The sequence below is a fragment of the Renibacterium salmoninarum ATCC 33209 genome (assembly GCF_000018885.1).
GTDB classification, from domain to species: domain Bacteria; phylum Actinomycetota; class Actinomycetes; order Actinomycetales; family Micrococcaceae; genus Renibacterium; species Renibacterium salmoninarum.
Map to the genome: position 1 here is coordinate 1,315,221 of NC_010168.1, position 17,516 is coordinate 1,332,736.

The following is a 17,516-nucleotide window of genomic DNA, read 5'->3' on the forward strand; positions in this document are numbered from 1 at the left end:
CGCATAGAATATTCTCGCGGTAGTCGCCGCATCTGTTTCTCAGGAGCATTCTTGCAACGCAAGTATCTTCTCGTCTGCTTTTTACCACCCAACCGCAGACTTCCGTGGTGCTCAACGTTGCGTTAGCGCATCGCGGTTATGCGGAAGTGCGTGAGAATCTCACGCTCCTGGCCAACGGACAGCCACTGCAATACCGTGAGCTGCCAGACGCTCATGGTGGCCGGTTGATGGCTTTTGACCTCATCGACTCGAGTGAAGTGTTGATGGAATACTGGGCAGAAGTTGACGGTTTCGCAGCACCGGAAACCAGCTCGGAAACTGATCTAATCCGGTACGTACGGCCCTCCCGGTACTGCGAGTCAGATCGCTTGCTGCCCACTTCTTATGCGGAATTCCCGGGGCTTCGCGGCATTGCCTTGGTAGCAGCCATTCGGAACTGGGTTGCGCAAGAACTGCGTTACGTTAGCGGATCTTCTCGTGGCACCGATGGTGCAGTCGAAACTCTTTTGGCTCGGCGCGGGGTGTGCCGCGATTTCGCGCATTTGGCGATCTCGCTTTTACGTGCCAAAGCTATCCCGGCTCGGTTAGCAGCTGTCTATGCGCCGGGGCTTGCTCCTATGGACTTCCACGCGATTGCCGAAGCCTGGGTAGACGGCCAATGGTTTGCCCTTGATGCCACTGGAATGGCACCCAGGGCATCAATGTTGCGGATATCGACGGGCCGAGATGCCTCCGATACGGCTTTCCTCTCCACAGTGGGCGGCGCGCTGACTTTGAAAGAGATCAAAGTCAGCGCCACTTCGGCTGGCGAGCTGCCCGTTGAAGATGCCGCAGAGCTCATCACTTTGCACTAAGACGTTTCGACCGCTGCCTCCAACTTTCTGCTGATCCTGATCAGCTCGGCCATATCTGCCTCGTCGAGCGCAGAACCCACCAAAGCATTGATGTCTTTGGCGTGTTCCCGGCCCACGTCCCGCTGTAATTCGCGACCGGCGTCAGTCAGCCTCAGCAGAAGCCCCCGACGATCGTCGTCGGCACTGCGTCGCTCAATCAGACCGCGAGCTTCTAGGCGTTCGACCAGTCTGGACATACTGGGCTGGGTGAGCAAGACATTTTTGCTGAGTTCATTGAGCCGCAACCAATCAACAGGGCATTTGGAGAGCGTATACAACACGTCATATTCACGCATGCTGACCCGTTTGAAAATCGGATCCGGCTGCAGTTTCCTGATCACCGCAACTTGGGCACGAAATAGTGCCTCCCAAGCGTCGACGCTGAGCCTACGTCGCGCAGCCTGGCTCAGATGCGCTTTCATGCTTTGGCCACTTGTTTGGTTGCGGCAGCTTCGGCAGCGGCCTTCCGGCTAGCATGCGTTGGTGCATCAGGAACATGTGCCGGTTTGCGCGCGGCAAATTCTTTGCGCAAGGTTGGCAACACTTCCTCGCCAAAGAGATCTAGCTGTTCCAACACTGTTTTCAGCGGCAAGCCAGCATGGTCAATCAAGAAAAGTTGCCGCGAGCTGAATCGCCCCGGTGTGTCCGGAGACTTTCTTGTTTGAGAGGATCAGGACATGGCAGGGAAAACTACGACACGGTATCCGCAGGAGTTGAAGGATCATACGGTGCGCATGGTGGCGGAGATGGAGGGTGCGTCTTCGGAGTGGGCGGCGATGCAAAAAGTTGCCCAGCTTTTGGGTGTGGGTGTGCCGGAAACGGTGCGTAAATGGGTCCGGCAAGCCGAGATCGATGTTGGTACTAGAACTGGAACAACGAGCACGGAATCGGCCGAGCTGAAACGGTTACGGCGTGAGAACGCTGAGCTGAAACGGGCGAACGCGATCCTTCGGAGTGCTTCAGCTTTTTTCGCGGTCGAACTCGACCGCCACAACACTGATCGTGAAATACATCAAGGACCATGCCGGTCACCGCGAGAATAATGGATTGCGGTGGGGTGTCGAGTCGATCTGCCAGGTGCTTACTGGGACGGGGTGAAGACCACCCCGTCCACGTACTACGAATGGGTGGATAAAACACGATCTCACCGAGAACAACGTGATGAGGTGCTCAAGCCCGTGATCCAGAAGGTGTATGCCGCTAATTACGGGGTTTACGGCACCAGGAAAGTCTGGTTGGCGATGAACCGTGAAGGTGTGCCGGTGGCCAGGTGCACGGTAGAACGGCTCATGGGGTTACTTGGCATACAGGGTGCGGTCCGTGGCAAGGTCAAACGCACCACGATCAAAGACTCGAAGGCGGCCCGAGCGAAGGACTTGGTCCGCCGTGATTTCACACCAACGGCACCGGATCGGCTATGGGTAGATGATTTCACCTATGTTTCGACCTGGTCCGGGTGGGTCTATGTTGCCTTCGTGATCGATGCTTACTCTCGGAGGATCCTGGGCTGGTCAGCGAGTGCTTCTATGAACACCGTGCTAGTGCTCAACGCAGTTAATCAGGCAATCTGGAGTCGTGAACGGGCCGGGGCTGAGATTTCCGGGGTGATTCATCATCACGATGCCGGGGCTCAATACGCCTCCTTGGCCTTCACCGAACGCCTGGCCCAGGCCGGTATCCGCCCCTCGATCGGTTCTGTGGGTGATAGTTACGACAACGTCTTGGCGGAAACCATCAACGGGCTTTATAAGACCGAGCTGATCAAACCCGGCAAGCCCTGGCGGACTCTAGAAGAAGTCGAAATCGGCACTGCTGAATGGGCCGATTGGTACAACCACCGAAGGCTCTACCAGTACTGCGGAGACATCCCACCAGTAGAGCTAGAAAACCACTACTACAATCACTACCAGAGCACGGCAGCCGCCGACAGGCTCATCGTCTGAGAAACCCTCCGGACACACCGGGGCGATTCAGACTGTGTTCACGGCAAAGAGTGTGGATCTATGGGATGGTGGAGATATCGCTCTGATCAAGCTGGTTCAGCCCTACAAGGGTTCGGTCTCGACACTTAGCGCGCCCGATCCACAGATTGGCGATCTGGGAGATGTCTATGATTGTGGGAATACGAATCACCTGATGGCCCGGACTCGATCATTTTAAAAACGGCTCAATTTTCCACCTTCCGGCGTCTATCCGCGGGTCCAGAACCCTAATCAAGCACGGAACGAACTGCGTATCGATCTCCGGCCTCTGGGTGTAATTGAGTCGACCTCCCAGCCGAGGATCATCAACGTCCGATGCGCAGGCAATCAACTGTCATACCATCCAGATTACCCCATGACTTTACATAAGTTACATTATCGGTGACTTCTTAATGCAGTGGTCAATCCCATGGATCCTAAATTTCCACCAGTTAGTCTTTGAGTACCAGTATCCTCATAGACCTGCAGTGCGGACGTGCCGAAGTTTGACCCGTGAGCGTCGTGCGATCTATCAGGGTAAATATCTTCATCGAGAAAAAGGTCACGCTGAATGAAACACATTCTTGTGAGTGCATCACGTTGACCCCACGAAAATACTCACAAAATCGCTCAAGCGATCGCCGGCGAGCTCGACGCCCCGGTATTGGCTCCTGCGGATGCTGTTCCCAAGCGTATTCGTGAGGCGGATATCGTTGGTTTCGGGTCCGGAATTTATTGGATGAATTTCCATCCTGAGCTGATCCAGCTTATTCAAAATCTGCCTGATATCACAGGGCGTGCTGCTTTCATTTTCGCCACCAGTGGGCTTCCCGAAACTCCGATAAACCGTTACACGCGCAGACTCAAAAAGCTCCTTGAATCCAAAGGGTTTCGGGTCATGGGCACCTACACTTGCCGCGGCCTAGACACTTGGGGGCCATTCGGGGTGATAGGTGGGGTAAGCAAATACCACCCCAACGCGCAAGACCTAGACCTGGCGATCGAATTCGCCAAAAACCTGAAATTAAGCGTCTAGAGGGCCACTTAACGTAGCGACGAATTACTGCGGTGTGACGAGCTTACTCACTACATACGCATGTTTACCCAGTTGCCGGCCGCGTTCAAAGCCAAGATCCTCAAACAACTCGACCGTAGCGCTGTACAAGAATCTGCCGTGTGCAATCCGTCCATCCGTTACCTCAGGGATCGCTTCAACTAATCCCCCACCAGCGGCCGCAATTTGCGCCAACGCACCTTCTAAACCGACTCTGGCAATGCCTTGGCCGCGGTGTTTCGTGTCAACATAAAAACAGGTGATGCGCAAGTTAGGCCATGGCGGTTGATCTTTGAGATATTCGCGCTTGTGTTTGATCCCTGGCAATTCCTTAGGACTGCCGTACTGGCACCAACCTTGAGCTACGCCGTCGGCGTCAAAGACTAACGCGGCATGCGCTTGATCACTAAATACTCGCTGCCGCTTAGCCTCTCGATGATCAATCCCCTCATGCTTGTTTTCTAGATGGAATCCGATGCACCAGCAACCGCCAAAGATGCCGTTATTACGCTCAACCAGTTCTGCGAATGCATCCCAGCTAGCAGAATCGAGTGGCGCACTCCGGTACCCAGCCAACGCCGCCACCTCATATCCCCTTGGTGATTGAATCAAGCATCTGAGCTAACGCTAAAGGTTGGCTAAACATCGGCCAATGCCCTGACTCAATGTTGATATAAGAAAGGTTTTGCGCCTTAGCCAGCTCTGGAACATCGCCAGATTTGACCCATTCCATTGCCTGCGCGGGTGAAAATTCCGGGCACAGCACATAAGGTTGGCACATCGAACCGGCGGGGGTCCTCCAGCTGTACGACTCCCCTGGCAACGGCTTCTGGGATGGGGATTGCCGCCGCCGTCATCTGCGCCCTGGTCTCAGCGTCAAGGTCGGCAGAATCCGGGCCTTCAAATTGCTGCCACCCTGGAAATAGCATCTCGCCATTCCTCATCTCGAAAAAATCAGCATAGAGCTCCGCATCATCACTGGGAAAACCGCCAATCAACACCGTTGCAGCCACCTTCTCCGGCCTGGCATCAGCAGCAATCCAGGCTAGCGTACAAGCTGCCGAGTGGCCTACCACCAACGGTTTTCCCTTCGCCGCATCAACAGCAGAAATCACCGCGGCCCGCTGGTCGGCAAAGGTCGCCGTTACCTGGCCGTCCCCCTGCCCCGGCAACGTTAACGGGGTCACCCGATGGCCCCACTTTTCCAACTCGGGCACGACGTCGCGCCAAGCCGAAGCGTCCAACCACAATCCAGCGATAAGTATGATTTCCACTGCCACTCCTTAGTCTTCCAGGACTCGCCACAACAGCGCGCCGATTAGTCCTACTGTTGTGTAACTTCTGCCGATCTGGTGAGCGTAACTTTGATACAGGACAATACACTTCCGCTTTGAAAGATTCTGTTCTAATCTGATGCGATGAATCCTGAATCGAGCCCCACGGCTAGAGCGCTTCAGGCGCTTGAGATTCTCCGAAGCCGTCCTGGTACCACCGCTGAAGAACTCGGCACGCGACTTGGCGTTACCGATCGGGCAGCAAGAAGATATGTGGCAATACTGCGCGAAGCAGGAATACCAGTGGAATCAATCCGCGGCGCCCATGGCGGGTATCGACTTGGTCATGGCGTGCGCCTCTCCCCCGTCAGTTTCACCGAAACTGAATCCTTGCGCTTAGTCATGGCAGTACTCGGCGGGAAAACGACTTCACAAAGCAGCGAAGACCTCCTAGATTCGGCGCTGAGCAAAGTAATCAGAGTGTTGCCCGACGCCGTCGCGCAGCAAGCGAGGACAATCCGCGAATACGCGGCCACAGTGCCAGATAGTCACCTATCCCCGCCTGAGCCGTCCGTGGCAAGCACCCTAGTTACCGCAATTGCTGGCAAAGTCTCAGTATTGTTGAATTACCGTAACGCCGGCGGCAAAGAGTCAACTGTTGAAGTTGATCCTTGGGCGGTCATCGTCCGATTTCATTACTGGTACTTGCTTGGATACTCTCATCAAGCAGCAGCCATTCGCACCTATCGCCTTGACCGGATAGGCGGCGTTCGCCCAACGAACGCCAGCTTCCAACCGCCCGAAGACTTGGATCCGGTGGCTTCCTTGGAAGAAAATCTTGGCCAAGGCTGGAAATTTCAGACCCGAGTAATCTTTAATGAGCCCTTTGCGTCGGTAAAGCCTTGGATAAGTCCCACCATGGGCACGTTGACCGCTTTAGGCGAAGGTTGCGTCCTAGTTGGCAGCACGAGTAATCCTGCGATGTACGTTCGGGAACGTTTGGCCGTCCTGCCTTTTAGCTTCCGCATCGAAGACAGTCCCGAGCTTCTTGCTGAAGTTTCAGCATTAGCCCAGCGATTCAATCAGGCCTTAGCAGCCAGCATCTGATTCACACTCCCCTAAGCAATTCGTATGTATCTCGCAGAGATTTAGTCTTGACAGCACAGAATTTCGACGTAGATTAGCAGGTAACTTAATCGGTTTAGCCGGTAAGCGTCTTACGCCCCTTCAAAGAAAGAGTTTCAATGACGAAACAGCCCATCGGAAGAAGAACCCTGCTGTCGCTGCTCGGCGCCACCGCAGCGGTAGCCGCTACTGGAGTTGCCGCAGTTAGCCCGGCGGTGGCAGCTACCACCGCGAAGGCTGCCAAATCTGGTCCAACCAGCGTGGTGTATATCGAAGTTAACAGCAACAGCATGCTCAATGCTGGGAAATACACACTCAGCACTGGTGGCGCTCAGGTGTTCGATATTGCGGTCATTTTTGCAGCCAATATTAACTACGACACCAGCACCAATAGTGCCTACCTGCATTTCAACGATCAGGTCACCGCAGTCCTCAATGATGCGGAGAACCAGATCAAGCCGTTGCAAGACAAGGGCATCAAGGTTTTGCTTTCGGTATTGGGCACTCATCAGGGTGCAGGCTTTACCAATTTTCCGGACAAAGCGTCCGCTGAGGCATTTGCCGCTGAGCTTTCCAATGCGGTCACCCAGTACGGCTTAGACGGCATTGACTTCGATGACGAATACACCGAATACGGCAACAACGGCACCGGCGATCCGAACGATAGTTCTTTCTACTATTTAGTCACCGCATTGCGCCACAAACTGGGTAGCAGCAAACTGATCACACTGTATGACATTGGTCCGTCAGCTGAACGAATGAGCTACAACGGAAATAGCATCGCGGATACCTTCAACTACTCTTGGAATCCCTATTATGGAACCTGGTCTGACCCCCGTGGACCCAGCTCCAAATCCAAGCGCTCCCCCGCCGCGGTCCAGATCAATTCGACCAGCAGTTCAACAGCTGCCAGCTATCTAAGCGCACAGTTGACGAAGGCTATGGCGTCTATCTGACCTATGATCTCAAAGCAGGAGACTCAAGCAGCTACATCTCCTCGTTTACCAAGAACCTCTACGGCAGCACGGCGAAGTACACCGCCTAATTTTGCACCACCATCACGAAGCCAGTGTTGCCCCGAACCTCGACGGCAGCACTGGCTTCGTTGTTGACTCAACTGCCTACGTAGGCTGCAAGATGTTCGCCAGTCAGGGTCGAATGAGCCGCCACCAACTCGCTAGTCGTTCCTTCAAAAACGATCTTTCCGCCATCATAGCCGGCCCCTGGACCAAGGTCAATAATCCAATCAGCATGCGCCATCACCGCTTGATGATGTTCAATCACAATGACCGACTTTCCAGATTCAACAAGTCTGTCAAGCAGTCCCAAAAGCTGTTCGACGTCGGCAAGGTGAAGACCAGTGGTCGGCTCATCGAGAACCAGAACGCCACCCTTCTCCCCCATGTGCGTGGCCAATTTCAGCCGTTGCCGCTCACCGCCAGAAAGCTTCGTCAGCGGTTGGCCAAGCGTTATGTAGCCAAGACCCACGTCGGCCAGCCGAAGCAAGATGGCATGTGCAGCGGCGATTTTTGCTTCGCCAGTAGCAAAGAATTCGACGGCGTCGGCAACAGACATCGACAACACCTCACTAATGTCCCGACCTCCGAGGTCATAGTCGAGCACTGCTGCTTGAAACCGTTTGCCTTCACACACCTCGCACGTGGTGGCCACCCCGGCCATAATGGCCAAATCCAAATAGGTAACGCCAGCGCCGTTGCAATTGGGGCAGGCACCCTCCGAATTGGAACTGAACAAAGCTGGTTTGACGCCGTTAGCCTTCGCGAATGCCTTACGAATCGGTTCTAGCATTCCGGTATAGGTAGCCGGTTTGCTGCGTCTGGAACCTTTGATCGCGCCTTGATCAATCGAGACAATGCCTTCTCGATTAGATACGGAACCGTGAATAAGCGAGCTCTTACCTGAGCCAGCCACGCCGGTCAGCACGGTCAAAATGCCAAGCGGAATATCGACGTCCACCTCTTGCAGGTTGTTCGCAGAAGCGCCACGTATTTCTAGCTTTCCGCTCGCCTTGCGTACCTCGCTTTTGAGCGTAGCCCGGTCGCAAAGATGCCGGCCGGTCAGTGTGTCACTCTTTTTGAGGTCCGCCAGAGTTCCTTCAAAGACAAGTTCCCCGCCCGCCGTCCCCGCGCCAGGGCCAAGATCAACCACGTGATCAGCGATCGCGATCGTTTCCGGCTTATGTTCCACCACCAGAACGGTGTTTCCCTTATCGCGGAGTCTCAATAGCAGACCGTTCATCCGCTGAAGGTCGTGTGGGTGTAAGCCGATGGTCGGTTCATCAAAAACATTAGGTGACGTCCGTGAGCGAAGATCCCAGATGTCTGATCATCTTCACCCGTTGAGCTTCGCCACCGGAGAGCGAGCCCGATGCGCGGTCGAGCGAAAGGTAGCCAAGGCCGATCTCAACACATGAGTCCAAAGTTTCACCTAGGGCGGCGAGTAGCGGAGCCATAGATGCTTCTTTAAGCCCGTTAACCCAGGGCGCCAAGTCGCTAATTTGCATCGCGCACGCTTCAGCAATGTTGAGGCCATCCACCTTTGAAGACCTTGCGCCCTCATTGAGTCTGGTGCCGCCGCATTCTGGACAGGCAGTAAAAGTTGCCGCGCGATCTACGAATGCGCGAATATGCGGTTGGAGCGCATCCACATCTTTGGACAAAAAACGACTTTTGAATTGACGGTATCAGTCCGGAATAAGTCAGATTGATGCCATCGACTTTGATCTTGGTCGGCTCTTTGTAAAGCAGATCTGCCAGTTCAGTCTTATTGAATTTCTTGATCGGCTTGTCCGGATAAAAGAAGCCACTCCCCCGGAAGATCCGGCCGTACCAACCATCCATGCTGTAGCCAGGAATAGTGATAGCGCTCTGATTGAGCGACAAATTTTCGTCGTACAAAGCGGTCAGATCAATATCGTTGACCTTACCCATGCCTTCGCAGCGTGGGCGCATTCCGCCGGTGATGTTGAAACTACGTCGCTCTTTGACGGTCTTACCACCGCGCTCCATCGTGACCGCACCGGCACCGCTAATAGACGCCACGTTAGAGGAGAAAGCCTGCGGCGACCCAATATGCGGTTGACCTAAGCGACTGAAAATAATACGTAGCATCGCATTAACATCGGTCACGGTACCAACGGTCGAGCGGGGATTTGCACCCATACGTTCTTGATCAACGATGATCGCAGTAGTCAATCCGTCGAGCAGATCAACATCCGGTCGAGCCATATTCGGCATGAAACCTTGCACAAAAGCGCTGTACGTTTCGTTGATCATCCGCTGTGACTCTGCGGCAATCGTGCCAAAGACTAGTGAGCTCTTGCCAGAGCCCGAAACCCCGGTAAACACGGTCAGCCGACGTTTTGGAATCTCCACACTGACATTCTTGAGATTGTTTTCGCGCGCACCTTGTACGCGAATTAGGTCGTGGCTGTCAGCATCGTACAGCTCGGGCGACTGCGTCGCGGTATTAGTGGCCTTACTGATGGTCTCTCCATCCGTAACGCAGCGGTCGTCCTGCGGCATAGCTTGCTTTCCATCTTATCCAAGCCAAAAGCGCAACTCATGGCCAACGTCGTGCCCTGTTTAGCGCTTTTGCTGAATGCGAAGCAAGTTTCCTGCTGGATCACGTACCGCAAAGTCCCGGACGCCGTACTGCTGCTCGATGGGTTCTTGGACGATTTCAGCATCGCTCGCCTGAATTCGCTCAAAGGTGGCATCTAAATCGTCTGTAGCCAGGAGCACACGTGCGTAGCTGCCTTTTGCCATCATTTCGACGACAAAACGGCGTTCCTCATCGGTGATACCAGGGTCGGCCGCCGGCGGTTCTAAAACGATGGCGGTATCGGGCTGATCGGCGGGACCGACGGTGATCCATCGCATTCCGCCGTATCCGACGTCGTCACGAACTTCAAAACCTAGTAAGTCGCGGTAGAAAGCTAAAGTCGCATCCGCGTCATTGTGTGGGAGGAAACTGGAGTGAATTGAAATGTTCATGGCAGTCAGTCTAGGCCGAGCTCAGCAACCGACGCTTCTCGATTCCTGATCGGTCTTGTGACCTGTGTGGCCACACAAGCTGGTAAGCCTTGAATATCCAGATCAGGCTGGTTTCGATAGCTACTTGGCGAGATACCAACGAGCTCTGTGAACCGCGTACTAAAGGTACCAAGTGATGAACAGCCGACGGTGAAGCAGACTTCGGTGACGCTCAGGTCTCCCCTGCGCAATAGCGCCATTGCGCGCTCAATTCGCCGGGTCATCAGATACGCATAGGGCGGTTCGCCGTAGGCAAGTTTGAACTGCCTGCTGAGGTGGCCGGCAGAAATATTTACTCCCCGGGCTAATGCCTCAACGTCCAGCGGTTGCGCATATTCGCGATCTATCCGATCACGAACTCTGCGCAAAAATGCCAGGTCACGTAAATACTGTTCCTCAGTTGGCCTGTTGGTCACCTGCGTGATGCTTTCACCCCGGAGCGCTGTTGTCCAGTAGCTGTTGTCCAGCTTCTGGGCAGTAAAAAAGGGCGGGTGTTGCGGAAACAATCCACAACACCCGCTCTTAGCGGCTTATCACCGCCATTATTGTTTTAGAACGCTATGACTAGCTCCGACACGGGCGTCGGAAGACCATCAAGAGCAGCCCACCAATAATCAATAGACCGCCACCGGCCGCAATGAGCCCAATGGTGCCATTGACGCCGGTGTCCGGAAGATCACCGTTCGGAGCTGTCTTCGTGTAACCAAAGTTATTAGCTCCCGCAGTCTGGTTAGCAACCACGGTGATTTTGCCGGCGGCTTCCTTGAAGTTCAGACCCGCGGGCGGATTCTCAACACTCACGGTGTAGCCCTCGCCTACCGGAATGCCGGTGAAAGTTTAGGCGCCGTTGGCGTCAGTCACCGTCCTAGCAATTTCGTTGCCGTTGGCATCTTTCAACACCACGGTCACGCCGGGGAATCCTGGCTCGTTTGGATCTTGCTTACCGTTTCCGTTGGTGTCGTTGTAGATGACGCCAGCAATATTTCCAACGGCGAGCAAGCCGGCATCAATACGAGGGTTGTTCTCCCCCCCGCAGCAAGCGTCACCACGCCGCTGCGACCAATGGTCACATCAGCCTTGGAGTCGTTCGACGCGGCCGGATCAGTACCCTGCTTCGAGAACACCAAACCAGCAGGCTTGACGAATTCGACGATGTAGCTGCCGGGCAGCAGATCTGTGAAGGTGTATTTACCGTTGGCGTCAGTAACCGTAGTTAATGGCTTGCCATCGGCACCAAGGACGGGCTTGCCGTCCTTGTCTAGCAGATTCACGGTAACCCCAGCGATGCCGCTTTCATTCGGATCTTGAATGCCGTTGCCATTCTTATCGCCAAAGACAAAGTCTCCCAAAGTCGCCAACGGGATCAGCCCGGCGTCGACCGTGTTGTTCGTCTCGCCAGCCTTGACCGTTACCGGATCGGACTTGCCTGTCTTGGGGTCAGCATTGGAGTCTTTATCCGCGGCAGGATCGGTACCCTTCGGTGAGAAAGCGGTTCCTGCAGGTTTGACGAATTCCACCGTGTAGGTGCCGGGCAGCAGGTTGCCGAAGCTGTACTTGCCGGCCTTATCGGTCGTCGCGGTAGGGATCAGATTACCGAATTGATCCTTTGCCGGATTCCCGTCCTTGTCCAACAGGTTCACGGTAACGCCGGGGGTGCCTGGCTCGTTATCGCCCTGCTTGCCGTCGCCATTGTTATCCGTGAACACCGTGTCACCAATGGTGGCTGGCTTCGGCAAGATACCAGCGTCAATGGTGTTATTGGTTTCGCCCGCCTTCAGCGTGACCTGTGCGGTCTTGCCGTCGGTTCCGGTATTTGAATCGGTGTTTGACGCCGGATCAGTACCCTGCTTGGTGAAGCTCTGACCAGCGGACACTGTTACCTGAACCGTGTAGCTGCCAGGCAGCAAGCCAGCGAAGCTGTACTTGCCATTGGCGTCGGTCGTGACAGGCGGAACCGGCTTGCCGAACTGATCGTTAGCGGGCTTGCCGTCCTTGTCCAGCAGCGTCACCGTCACGCCAGCCAAACCAGGTTCACCAGCGTCCTGGATACCATTACCATTGGTGTCTTCGAAGACGAAGTCGCCCAGAGCAGCAGGCAACGGCAAAATACCAGCGTCAATCGTATTGTTGGTATCGCCCGCCTTGACCGTCACCTTGTCTGACTTGCCAGTGGCTTGATCAGCATTGGAATCTTTATCCGCTGCCGGGTCGGTTCCCTTGTTGGTGAAGCTTTGCCCGTCAGGTTTGTTGAAGTTGACGATGTAATCGCCAGCAGGCAAATTAGTGAAGCTGTATTTGCCATCCTGATCCGTTGATGCTTCCGGAACGGGGTTACCCAGCAAATCAGTCGCTGGGGTGCCGTCGGCCTTGGTCAAGGTCACTTTGAGACCAGCAATGCCGGGCTCGCCGTCGTCCTGCTTACCGTTACCTTTGCTGTCCTCAAAGACCGTGTCACCAATGGTCGCAGGTTTGGGTAGAATGCCAGCGTCAATGCTGTTGTTGGTCTCGCCAGCTTTCAGCGTGACCGGCGCAGTCTTGCCATCGCTACCAGCGTTAGAGTCGGTGCCATTGGCCGGATCGGTACCCTGTGTGGTGAAGGCTTGACCCTCGGGTCCAATGAACTGAACTACATAATCGCCAGGCAAGAGATTAGTAAAGGCGTACATACCGTTAGCATAGGTTGTGGTGGTCAGTGGCTGACCATCCGAACCGTTGACCGGCTTGCCGTCTTTATCTAACAAATTGACCTTGACGCCCGCAATACCAGGTTCGCCAGCATCCTGGATGCCGTTGCCATTGGTGTCTTCGAAGACGAAGTCGCCCAGAGCAGCAGGCAACGGCAAAATACCAGCGTCAATCGTGTTGTTGGTATCCCCCGCCTTGACCGTCACCGGATCAGTCTTACCGGTAGCCGGGTCAACGTTCGAGTCCTTGTCCGCTGCTGGATCGGTGCCCTTGGTCGTGAACTTCTGACCATTCGGAGCAACAAATTCAACCGTGTACGTTCCGGGTAGTAGATCCGTGAAGGTGTGAACCGGTAACGGTTCATCCTTCTTGTTCGAAGAAATGGTTCGTTTTGGTGTTGGTAAAGACTCCACGACTGGTTCCGTTTTCGAGGCCGAAACAGTCGCGGGGTCTTCCTTTTTTCTCACACCCGGCGGGCTTCCCCGCCCCGCCGAGGAGCCTTCACAGGCCTTCCGGCCTGTGAAAACACTGTACCTATTTTCTGGGCCACTATTTTCCGTGCGCATCATCGTAAGAATCCTTTCCTTGGATTGTGGATATTTCAAACCGGTTTTCGACCGGAACCCACACCACAGAAGCGATCCAGGTGCCACCGGAATCAGATGGATAAGCAAACGCGACCACCGAACCGGCAAAACCTCCGTCCGCTTCCTTACGACACAATAAAGTCCGTTTTCTGCAGCGACCCCTCGATAGGGCATATTTGGTCACCCCGTCGAGCGAAAACGCAGAACAGCAGCAACTTCGTTTCATTGATGCTGCAATCGCGGCCGGTGTTCAACACATAGTCTTGCTCTCTCAGCTAGGCGCCGACGTCGATTCTCCCGTTCGCTTTCTTCGCTACCACGCAGTGGTCGAGCAGCGACTTGAACAGTTAGGTATTGGCTATACCTTTCTGCGCCCTAATCTGTTTTTCAAGGCTTGTTTGCATTCAAAGAAGGTATTGCTGCGACCGGTAATTTCGCAGCCCCGATTGGGAATACTCGAGTGAGCGCTATTGATGTCCGAGATATTGGTGACGTCGCTGCTGCCGTTCTGACCCAATCAGGGCACCTTGGCAAGACCTACACGTTGACCGGGCCAGATTCGCTAACTCACCAAGACATTGCAACATCCTTGACGCGAGCAACTCGTTCCCAGATTACTTTTAGCGATGTTGAACCGGCTCAATTTGGCCAATATTTGCAAGGCATTCTGCCGAGTTGGCAGCTCGACGGATTACTTGAAGATTATGCGCACTACCGTCGCGGCGAGGCGGCTCGAACTACCAACACCGTCACTGAGATAACCGGAAAGACTGGCCGTTCTTTTGACGAATTTGCGACCGAATTTTCCGCCGAGTTTGTCGGCTATTGATTCGCCTAGTCATTGTCTGTAGGTGTAGAAACCCTCTCCGGTCGCTACGCCGAGCTTCCCTTGGCCGATGTATTTGGCTTTGATTTGGCGAGCGAATTTTTGCATTTTGGCATCTTTGCTCGAGGAAGTGATGTTGTAGAACGTAGTCAGACCCACAATGTCTTGAATTTGGAACGGGCCTCGCGGTGAGCCTGTTCCTAGGCGCCAGGTCTTGTCGATCATGTCGGGACTGGCGATCTCATCGACATAGAGAGCAGATGAAGCGGCTAATAGCGGTACTAGCAATGAGTTGAGTAAGTAGCCGGCCTGTTCCTTTTTCAGCTCAATTGGCACCATGCCAATATCTTGAGCGAACTGCACTACCGTTGCGTAGACCTCTGGTGAGGTTTGCGCTGTGCCCATTATTTCAGCGGTGTTTTGCGCCCAAATATGATTGGCAAAATGTAAAGCAAGGAATTTCTCCGGACGTCCGGTGTGCGGTGCCATTGCGCTAGGTAGCAGCGTTGACGAATTGGTAGCGAAGATGGTTTTAGCTGGTGCGATTGCGCTGAGCTGCTGGAAGATTCCATTTTTGACTTCAATATTTTCCGGCGCTGCCTCAATAACTAGATCAGCGTTGTGGACAGCTTCGGCTAAATCTACCGAGTAACTTAGCCGCCCCAACGCACCATCAACTTTTGCATCGTCCGCTCCTGACACCTGATTGCGATAAGTGGTGGCCAGCGCCGCAAATCGGATTTTCGCCTGCTCAATTGCTTCTTCATCGACGTCGAAAGCAACCACGTCGAAGCCGCTAAAGGCTGTTTGGAAAGCAATTTGCGAGCCCAAGACTCCAGTTCCAATGACAGTTACATACTTCATAAGCCAGCTCCTCGGTCAGATGTAAAACCAATCAATGTTGTCCAGAATGCTACTAGTGCTCAATGAAGTAACCCGCTTAGGTACGCTGATTCTAGGCATCAACTGCCCTGACACAATCTACCCCTGATAGCTAGGGATTCGACAGCAGAGGAATGCAATGTTTTCTGGCTTATGCGGTTTTCCGATCACACCGGTCCGGGCGCAGGAAATTGATCACCCAACGCTAGGGCTGCTGGTTAGCCGAATTGTTTCTTCAGGAGCTAGCTCGCTGGGCATTCTCGGTTCGACTGGTGGTTATGCCTATTTATCTCGCCAAGAACGCACTGAAATTATTCGAACGGCGGCCGAGTTTGCCGTTGGCACGCCAATCCTGGCTGGTATCGGTGCATTGACCACCGATGAGGTTTTACGGTTGGCCGACGACGCTCAAGGCGCTGGTCCCGCTGGCGTGCTACTAGCGCCCCTTGGCTACCATAAGCTCACGCCAGATGAAGTATTTGGTTTATACCAGGACGTCACCGGCGAGTTATCCGTACCTCTTTGCGTTTACGACAATCCAGCCACCACGGGGTTTAGTTTCAGCGATGATTTGTATGCACGTATCGCAGAATTACCTCGGGTTGCTGCGATCAAGATTCCACCAGTACCTCTTGATCGCGATACTGCTAGGCACCGGATAAACCAGCTTCGGGAAGGGTTGCCCGAGCAGCTTGCCCTTGGTATTAGCGGTGACGCAAGCGCATCCGTGGCGCTCTCTGTCGGTTGCCAGAGCTGGTTTTCAGTAGTTGGTGGGCTGCTACCGAAGACTGCGATGAATATTCTTACCGCGGCTCAGAACGGTGACTTTCAAAGTAGCCGAGCCCTTTCAAAGCAGCTGGATCCGCTCTGGGACCTGTTCCGCCGTTACGGTAGTTTTCGAGTGATTTCTGCTGCCGCTGAGGTCATGGGCTTAGTTGGAGACTCTTTTATGCCCCGGCCCTTGCTGGGCCTAGATTCGGCAGCGCGCCAAGAAGTAGCTCAGGCGCTTTTGCCATTCAGCAGTTTTGACTCAGTATAAAAGAGCCTTTTCAATATGGATTCTTGCATGGCATGATCTGAGCTGTGCCTAAGGAACCGTATTTTCACTCAGTTGAAACGCTAGCGCTACTTTCCGAGGACCGAGTTGAGACGGCAGCGAAGTTGCTAATTTCGGCCTTTACGCCGCTTTTAGACAAAGCTGCCCCGCACTGCTTTTTACCTGCGCTAACGAAGAATCTAGCGGAGATCTATCGAACACAAACGGGGATTCTCAACGGCGAACCTTCGCGACAGCCGGGTGGCGTTCTGTTCCAGGTGGCGCTTGAATCGGTGCTTATTTGGGAGCAAGCGCGGCTGGCTAGCAGAGGGGCCTTTTCTGAGTGGACTCCTATTGTCTTGCTACTTCCAGGTGAGCAAATTCTTCGCAGCGCTGAACCGCACCGGAGGCTGTTGGAAATTCTTAACTAAGTTCCCGATGATCGGCTAAGACCTCATCGATGATTAGGAATGACCGAGCAACTTCGCGGTTATCCGTGCCTGGCATCTCTGCGGCCACAATTGCCGCTTTCCATCAAGTCCACCCTCTACCCCGAGCCCAGGTCTGTGCGTCAACTTTATAACCAGGCCGGAAGGCAGCACGGGCGTCCCCTTCAAAATCAGTCCAAGCAATAGCAAGATCACATGCTGGGTCGCCAATGCCGGAGGTGCCAAAGTCGATAACTGCACTGAGCTCGCCATCTTTGACGTGTAGGTTTCCCAGCGAAACATCGCCGTGAAACCAGACTGGAGCGCCCCGCCAGCTCGAGGCGAGAGCCATTTCCCACACCGACGTCGCTAAGGGGACGTCTATTATGCCGGCCAATTTGGACAGCGATTCTCGAGTTCGCTTGTCGTAGACCGAAAGACTTCCGCCACGGTAGAAGTTGTGTTGGCCCGGTAACGGTCCGCCGGTGGCGTCCGCATTTCCTAGCCCAGTAAGAAACTCCGCTAGCGACGTCGCGAACTCCGGAAGGTTGTTGATTCTGCCTTCTCTTGCGCTGTCGCCAGGTAGCCAAGTGTAAACTGCCCAATTCCAAGGAAAGGATTCGGTTGGCCGGCCCAGCGCAAGCTGGCTTGGGATGGGCAGCGGCAACGTTGGCGCAAGTTTTGCCAACCAAGTTTCTTCCTTCAGCACC

Annotated in this window: 16 protein-coding genes and 4 pseudogenes; 8 read left to right on the forward strand and 12 right to left on the reverse strand. The window is 54.3% G+C overall.

Annotation, left to right across the window (positions count from 1 at the left end; translation table 11 throughout):
- Positions 1–104: 104 nt before the first annotated feature.
- Positions 105–854 (forward strand): transglutaminase-like domain-containing protein, encoded by a 750-nt coding sequence (locus RSAL33209_RS06670; RefSeq protein WP_012244951.1) that lies wholly within the window; start codon positions 105–107, stop codon positions 852–854.
- Here RSAL33209_RS06670 and RSAL33209_RS06675 read toward each other — a convergent pair.
- The gene (locus RSAL33209_RS06675; protein WP_012244953.1) at positions 851–1,315 is read right to left on the reverse strand and encodes a MarR family winged helix-turn-helix transcriptional regulator; all 465 of its coding nucleotides are present in this window, start codon (positions 1,313–1,315) and stop codon (positions 851–853) included. The two genes, RSAL33209_RS06670 and RSAL33209_RS06675, sit on opposite strands and share 4 nt — an antisense overlap.
- Positions 1,312–1,515: pseudogene (locus tag RSAL33209_RS06680) on the reverse strand (5,10-methylene tetrahydromethanopterin reductase); the annotation flags it as partial. The pseudogene RSAL33209_RS06680 and the gene RSAL33209_RS06675, both read right to left, overlap by 4 nt.
- A gap of 55 nt (positions 1,516–1,570) precedes the next feature.
- On the opposite strand from RSAL33209_RS06680, the pseudogene RSAL33209_RS06690 reads away from it, so the two are divergent.
- Both RSAL33209_RS06690 and RSAL33209_RS06695 read left to right on the forward strand, forming a co-directional pair.
- Positions 1,571–2,836 (forward strand): annotated as a pseudogene (locus RSAL33209_RS06690) (IS3 family transposase).
- Between the two features lie 643 nt (positions 2,837–3,479).
- Entirely contained in the window at positions 3,480–3,890 is a 411-nt protein-coding gene (locus RSAL33209_RS06695; RefSeq protein WP_080503782.1) for a flavodoxin family protein, read from the forward strand.
- A gap of 24 nt (positions 3,891–3,914) precedes the next feature.
- On the opposite strand, the gene RSAL33209_RS06700 is transcribed toward RSAL33209_RS06695, so the two are convergent.
- Both RSAL33209_RS06700 and RSAL33209_RS06705 read right to left on the reverse strand, forming a co-directional pair.
- A complete protein-coding gene (locus tag RSAL33209_RS06700; RefSeq protein ID WP_041684559.1) occupies positions 3,915–4,493 on the reverse strand; it encodes a GNAT family N-acetyltransferase in 579 nt (192 codons plus the stop codon).
- 107 nt (positions 4,494–4,600) lie between these two features.
- Positions 4,601–5,182, reverse strand: coding sequence for an alpha/beta fold hydrolase (locus tag RSAL33209_RS06705; protein WP_199533207.1), 582 nt, complete (start codon positions 5,180–5,182; stop codon positions 4,601–4,603).
- A gap of 144 nt (positions 5,183–5,326) precedes the next feature.
- Here RSAL33209_RS06705 and RSAL33209_RS06710 point away from each other — a divergent pair, with 144 nt between their 5' ends.
- Together RSAL33209_RS06710 and RSAL33209_RS06715 are read left to right on the forward strand one after the other, a co-directional pair.
- Positions 5,327–6,289, forward strand: a complete 963-nt coding sequence (locus tag RSAL33209_RS06710; protein WP_012244957.1) for a helix-turn-helix transcriptional regulator — start codon at positions 5,327–5,329, stop codon at positions 6,287–6,289.
- A gap of 137 nt (positions 6,290–6,426) precedes the next feature.
- The gene (locus tag RSAL33209_RS06715) at positions 6,427–7,263 is read left to right on the forward strand and encodes an endo-beta-N-acetylglucosaminidase H (protein WP_012244958.1); all 837 of its coding nucleotides are present in this window, start codon (positions 6,427–6,429) and stop codon (positions 7,261–7,263) included.
- Between the two features lie 157 nt (positions 7,264–7,420).
- Here RSAL33209_RS06715 and RSAL33209_RS06720 read toward each other — a convergent pair.
- The 6 genes and pseudogenes from RSAL33209_RS06720 to RSAL33209_RS06740 form a co-directional block, all read right to left on the reverse strand.
- Positions 7,421–9,852 (reverse strand): annotated as a pseudogene (locus RSAL33209_RS06720) (ATP-binding cassette domain-containing protein).
- A gap of 60 nt (positions 9,853–9,912) precedes the next feature.
- Positions 9,913–10,323, reverse strand: coding sequence for a VOC family protein (locus tag RSAL33209_RS06725; RefSeq protein WP_012244962.1), 411 nt, complete (start codon positions 10,321–10,323; stop codon positions 9,913–9,915).
- 5 nt (positions 10,324–10,328) lie between these two features.
- Positions 10,329–10,778 carry a helix-turn-helix transcriptional regulator gene (locus tag RSAL33209_RS06730; RefSeq protein WP_041685340.1) on the reverse strand — a complete coding sequence of 150 codons (450 nt, stop codon included), beginning with the start codon at positions 10,776–10,778 and terminating at the stop codon, positions 10,329–10,331.
- Positions 10,779–10,926: 148 nt separating this feature from the next.
- Positions 10,927–11,163 (reverse strand): LPXTG cell wall anchor domain-containing protein, encoded by a 237-nt coding sequence (locus RSAL33209_RS17855; RefSeq protein ID WP_012244964.1) that lies wholly within the window; start codon positions 11,161–11,163, stop codon positions 10,927–10,929.
- Between the two features lie 36 nt (positions 11,164–11,199).
- Positions 11,200–11,361: an SdrD B-like domain-containing protein gene (locus RSAL33209_RS20000; protein WP_411740987.1), complete on the reverse strand. Its 162-nt coding sequence runs from the start codon at positions 11,359–11,361 to the stop codon at positions 11,200–11,202.
- A gap of 38 nt (positions 11,362–11,399) precedes the next feature.
- Positions 11,400–13,808: pseudogene (locus tag RSAL33209_RS06740) on the reverse strand (SdrD B-like domain-containing protein); the annotation flags it as partial.
- A 2-nt stretch (positions 13,809–13,810) separates the two neighbouring features.
- Here RSAL33209_RS06740 and RSAL33209_RS20005 point away from each other — a divergent pair.
- Positions 13,811–14,098, forward strand: coding sequence for an NmrA family NAD(P)-binding protein (locus RSAL33209_RS20005; protein ID WP_012244966.1), 288 nt, complete (start codon positions 13,811–13,813; stop codon positions 14,096–14,098).
- A complete protein-coding gene (locus tag RSAL33209_RS16185; protein ID WP_049758889.1) occupies positions 14,095–14,463 on the forward strand; it encodes a Rossmann-fold NAD(P)-binding domain-containing protein in 369 nt (122 codons plus the stop codon). Before RSAL33209_RS20005 ends, RSAL33209_RS16185 begins: the two co-directional genes overlap by 4 nt.
- Before the next feature lie 9 nt (positions 14,464–14,472).
- Here the strand turns inward: RSAL33209_RS16185 and RSAL33209_RS06750 are convergent, their stop codons facing one another.
- Positions 14,473–15,324 carry a 3-hydroxyacyl-CoA dehydrogenase gene (locus RSAL33209_RS06750; protein ID WP_012244968.1) on the reverse strand — a complete coding sequence of 284 codons (852 nt, stop codon included), beginning with the start codon at positions 15,322–15,324 and terminating at the stop codon, positions 14,473–14,475.
- 157 nt (positions 15,325–15,481) lie between these two features.
- Here RSAL33209_RS06750 and RSAL33209_RS06755 point away from each other — a divergent pair, with 157 nt between their 5' ends.
- Positions 15,482–16,381 (forward strand): dihydrodipicolinate synthase family protein, encoded by a 900-nt coding sequence (locus RSAL33209_RS06755; RefSeq protein WP_012244969.1) that lies wholly within the window; start codon positions 15,482–15,484, stop codon positions 16,379–16,381.
- Positions 16,382–16,912: 531 nt separating this feature from the next.
- On the opposite strand, the gene RSAL33209_RS06765 is transcribed toward RSAL33209_RS06755, so the two are convergent.
- Positions 16,913–17,515, reverse strand: coding sequence for an aminoglycoside phosphotransferase family protein (locus tag RSAL33209_RS06765; RefSeq protein ID WP_012244971.1), 603 nt, complete (start codon positions 17,513–17,515; stop codon positions 16,913–16,915).
- Between the last annotated feature and the right edge of the window lies 1 nt (position 17,516).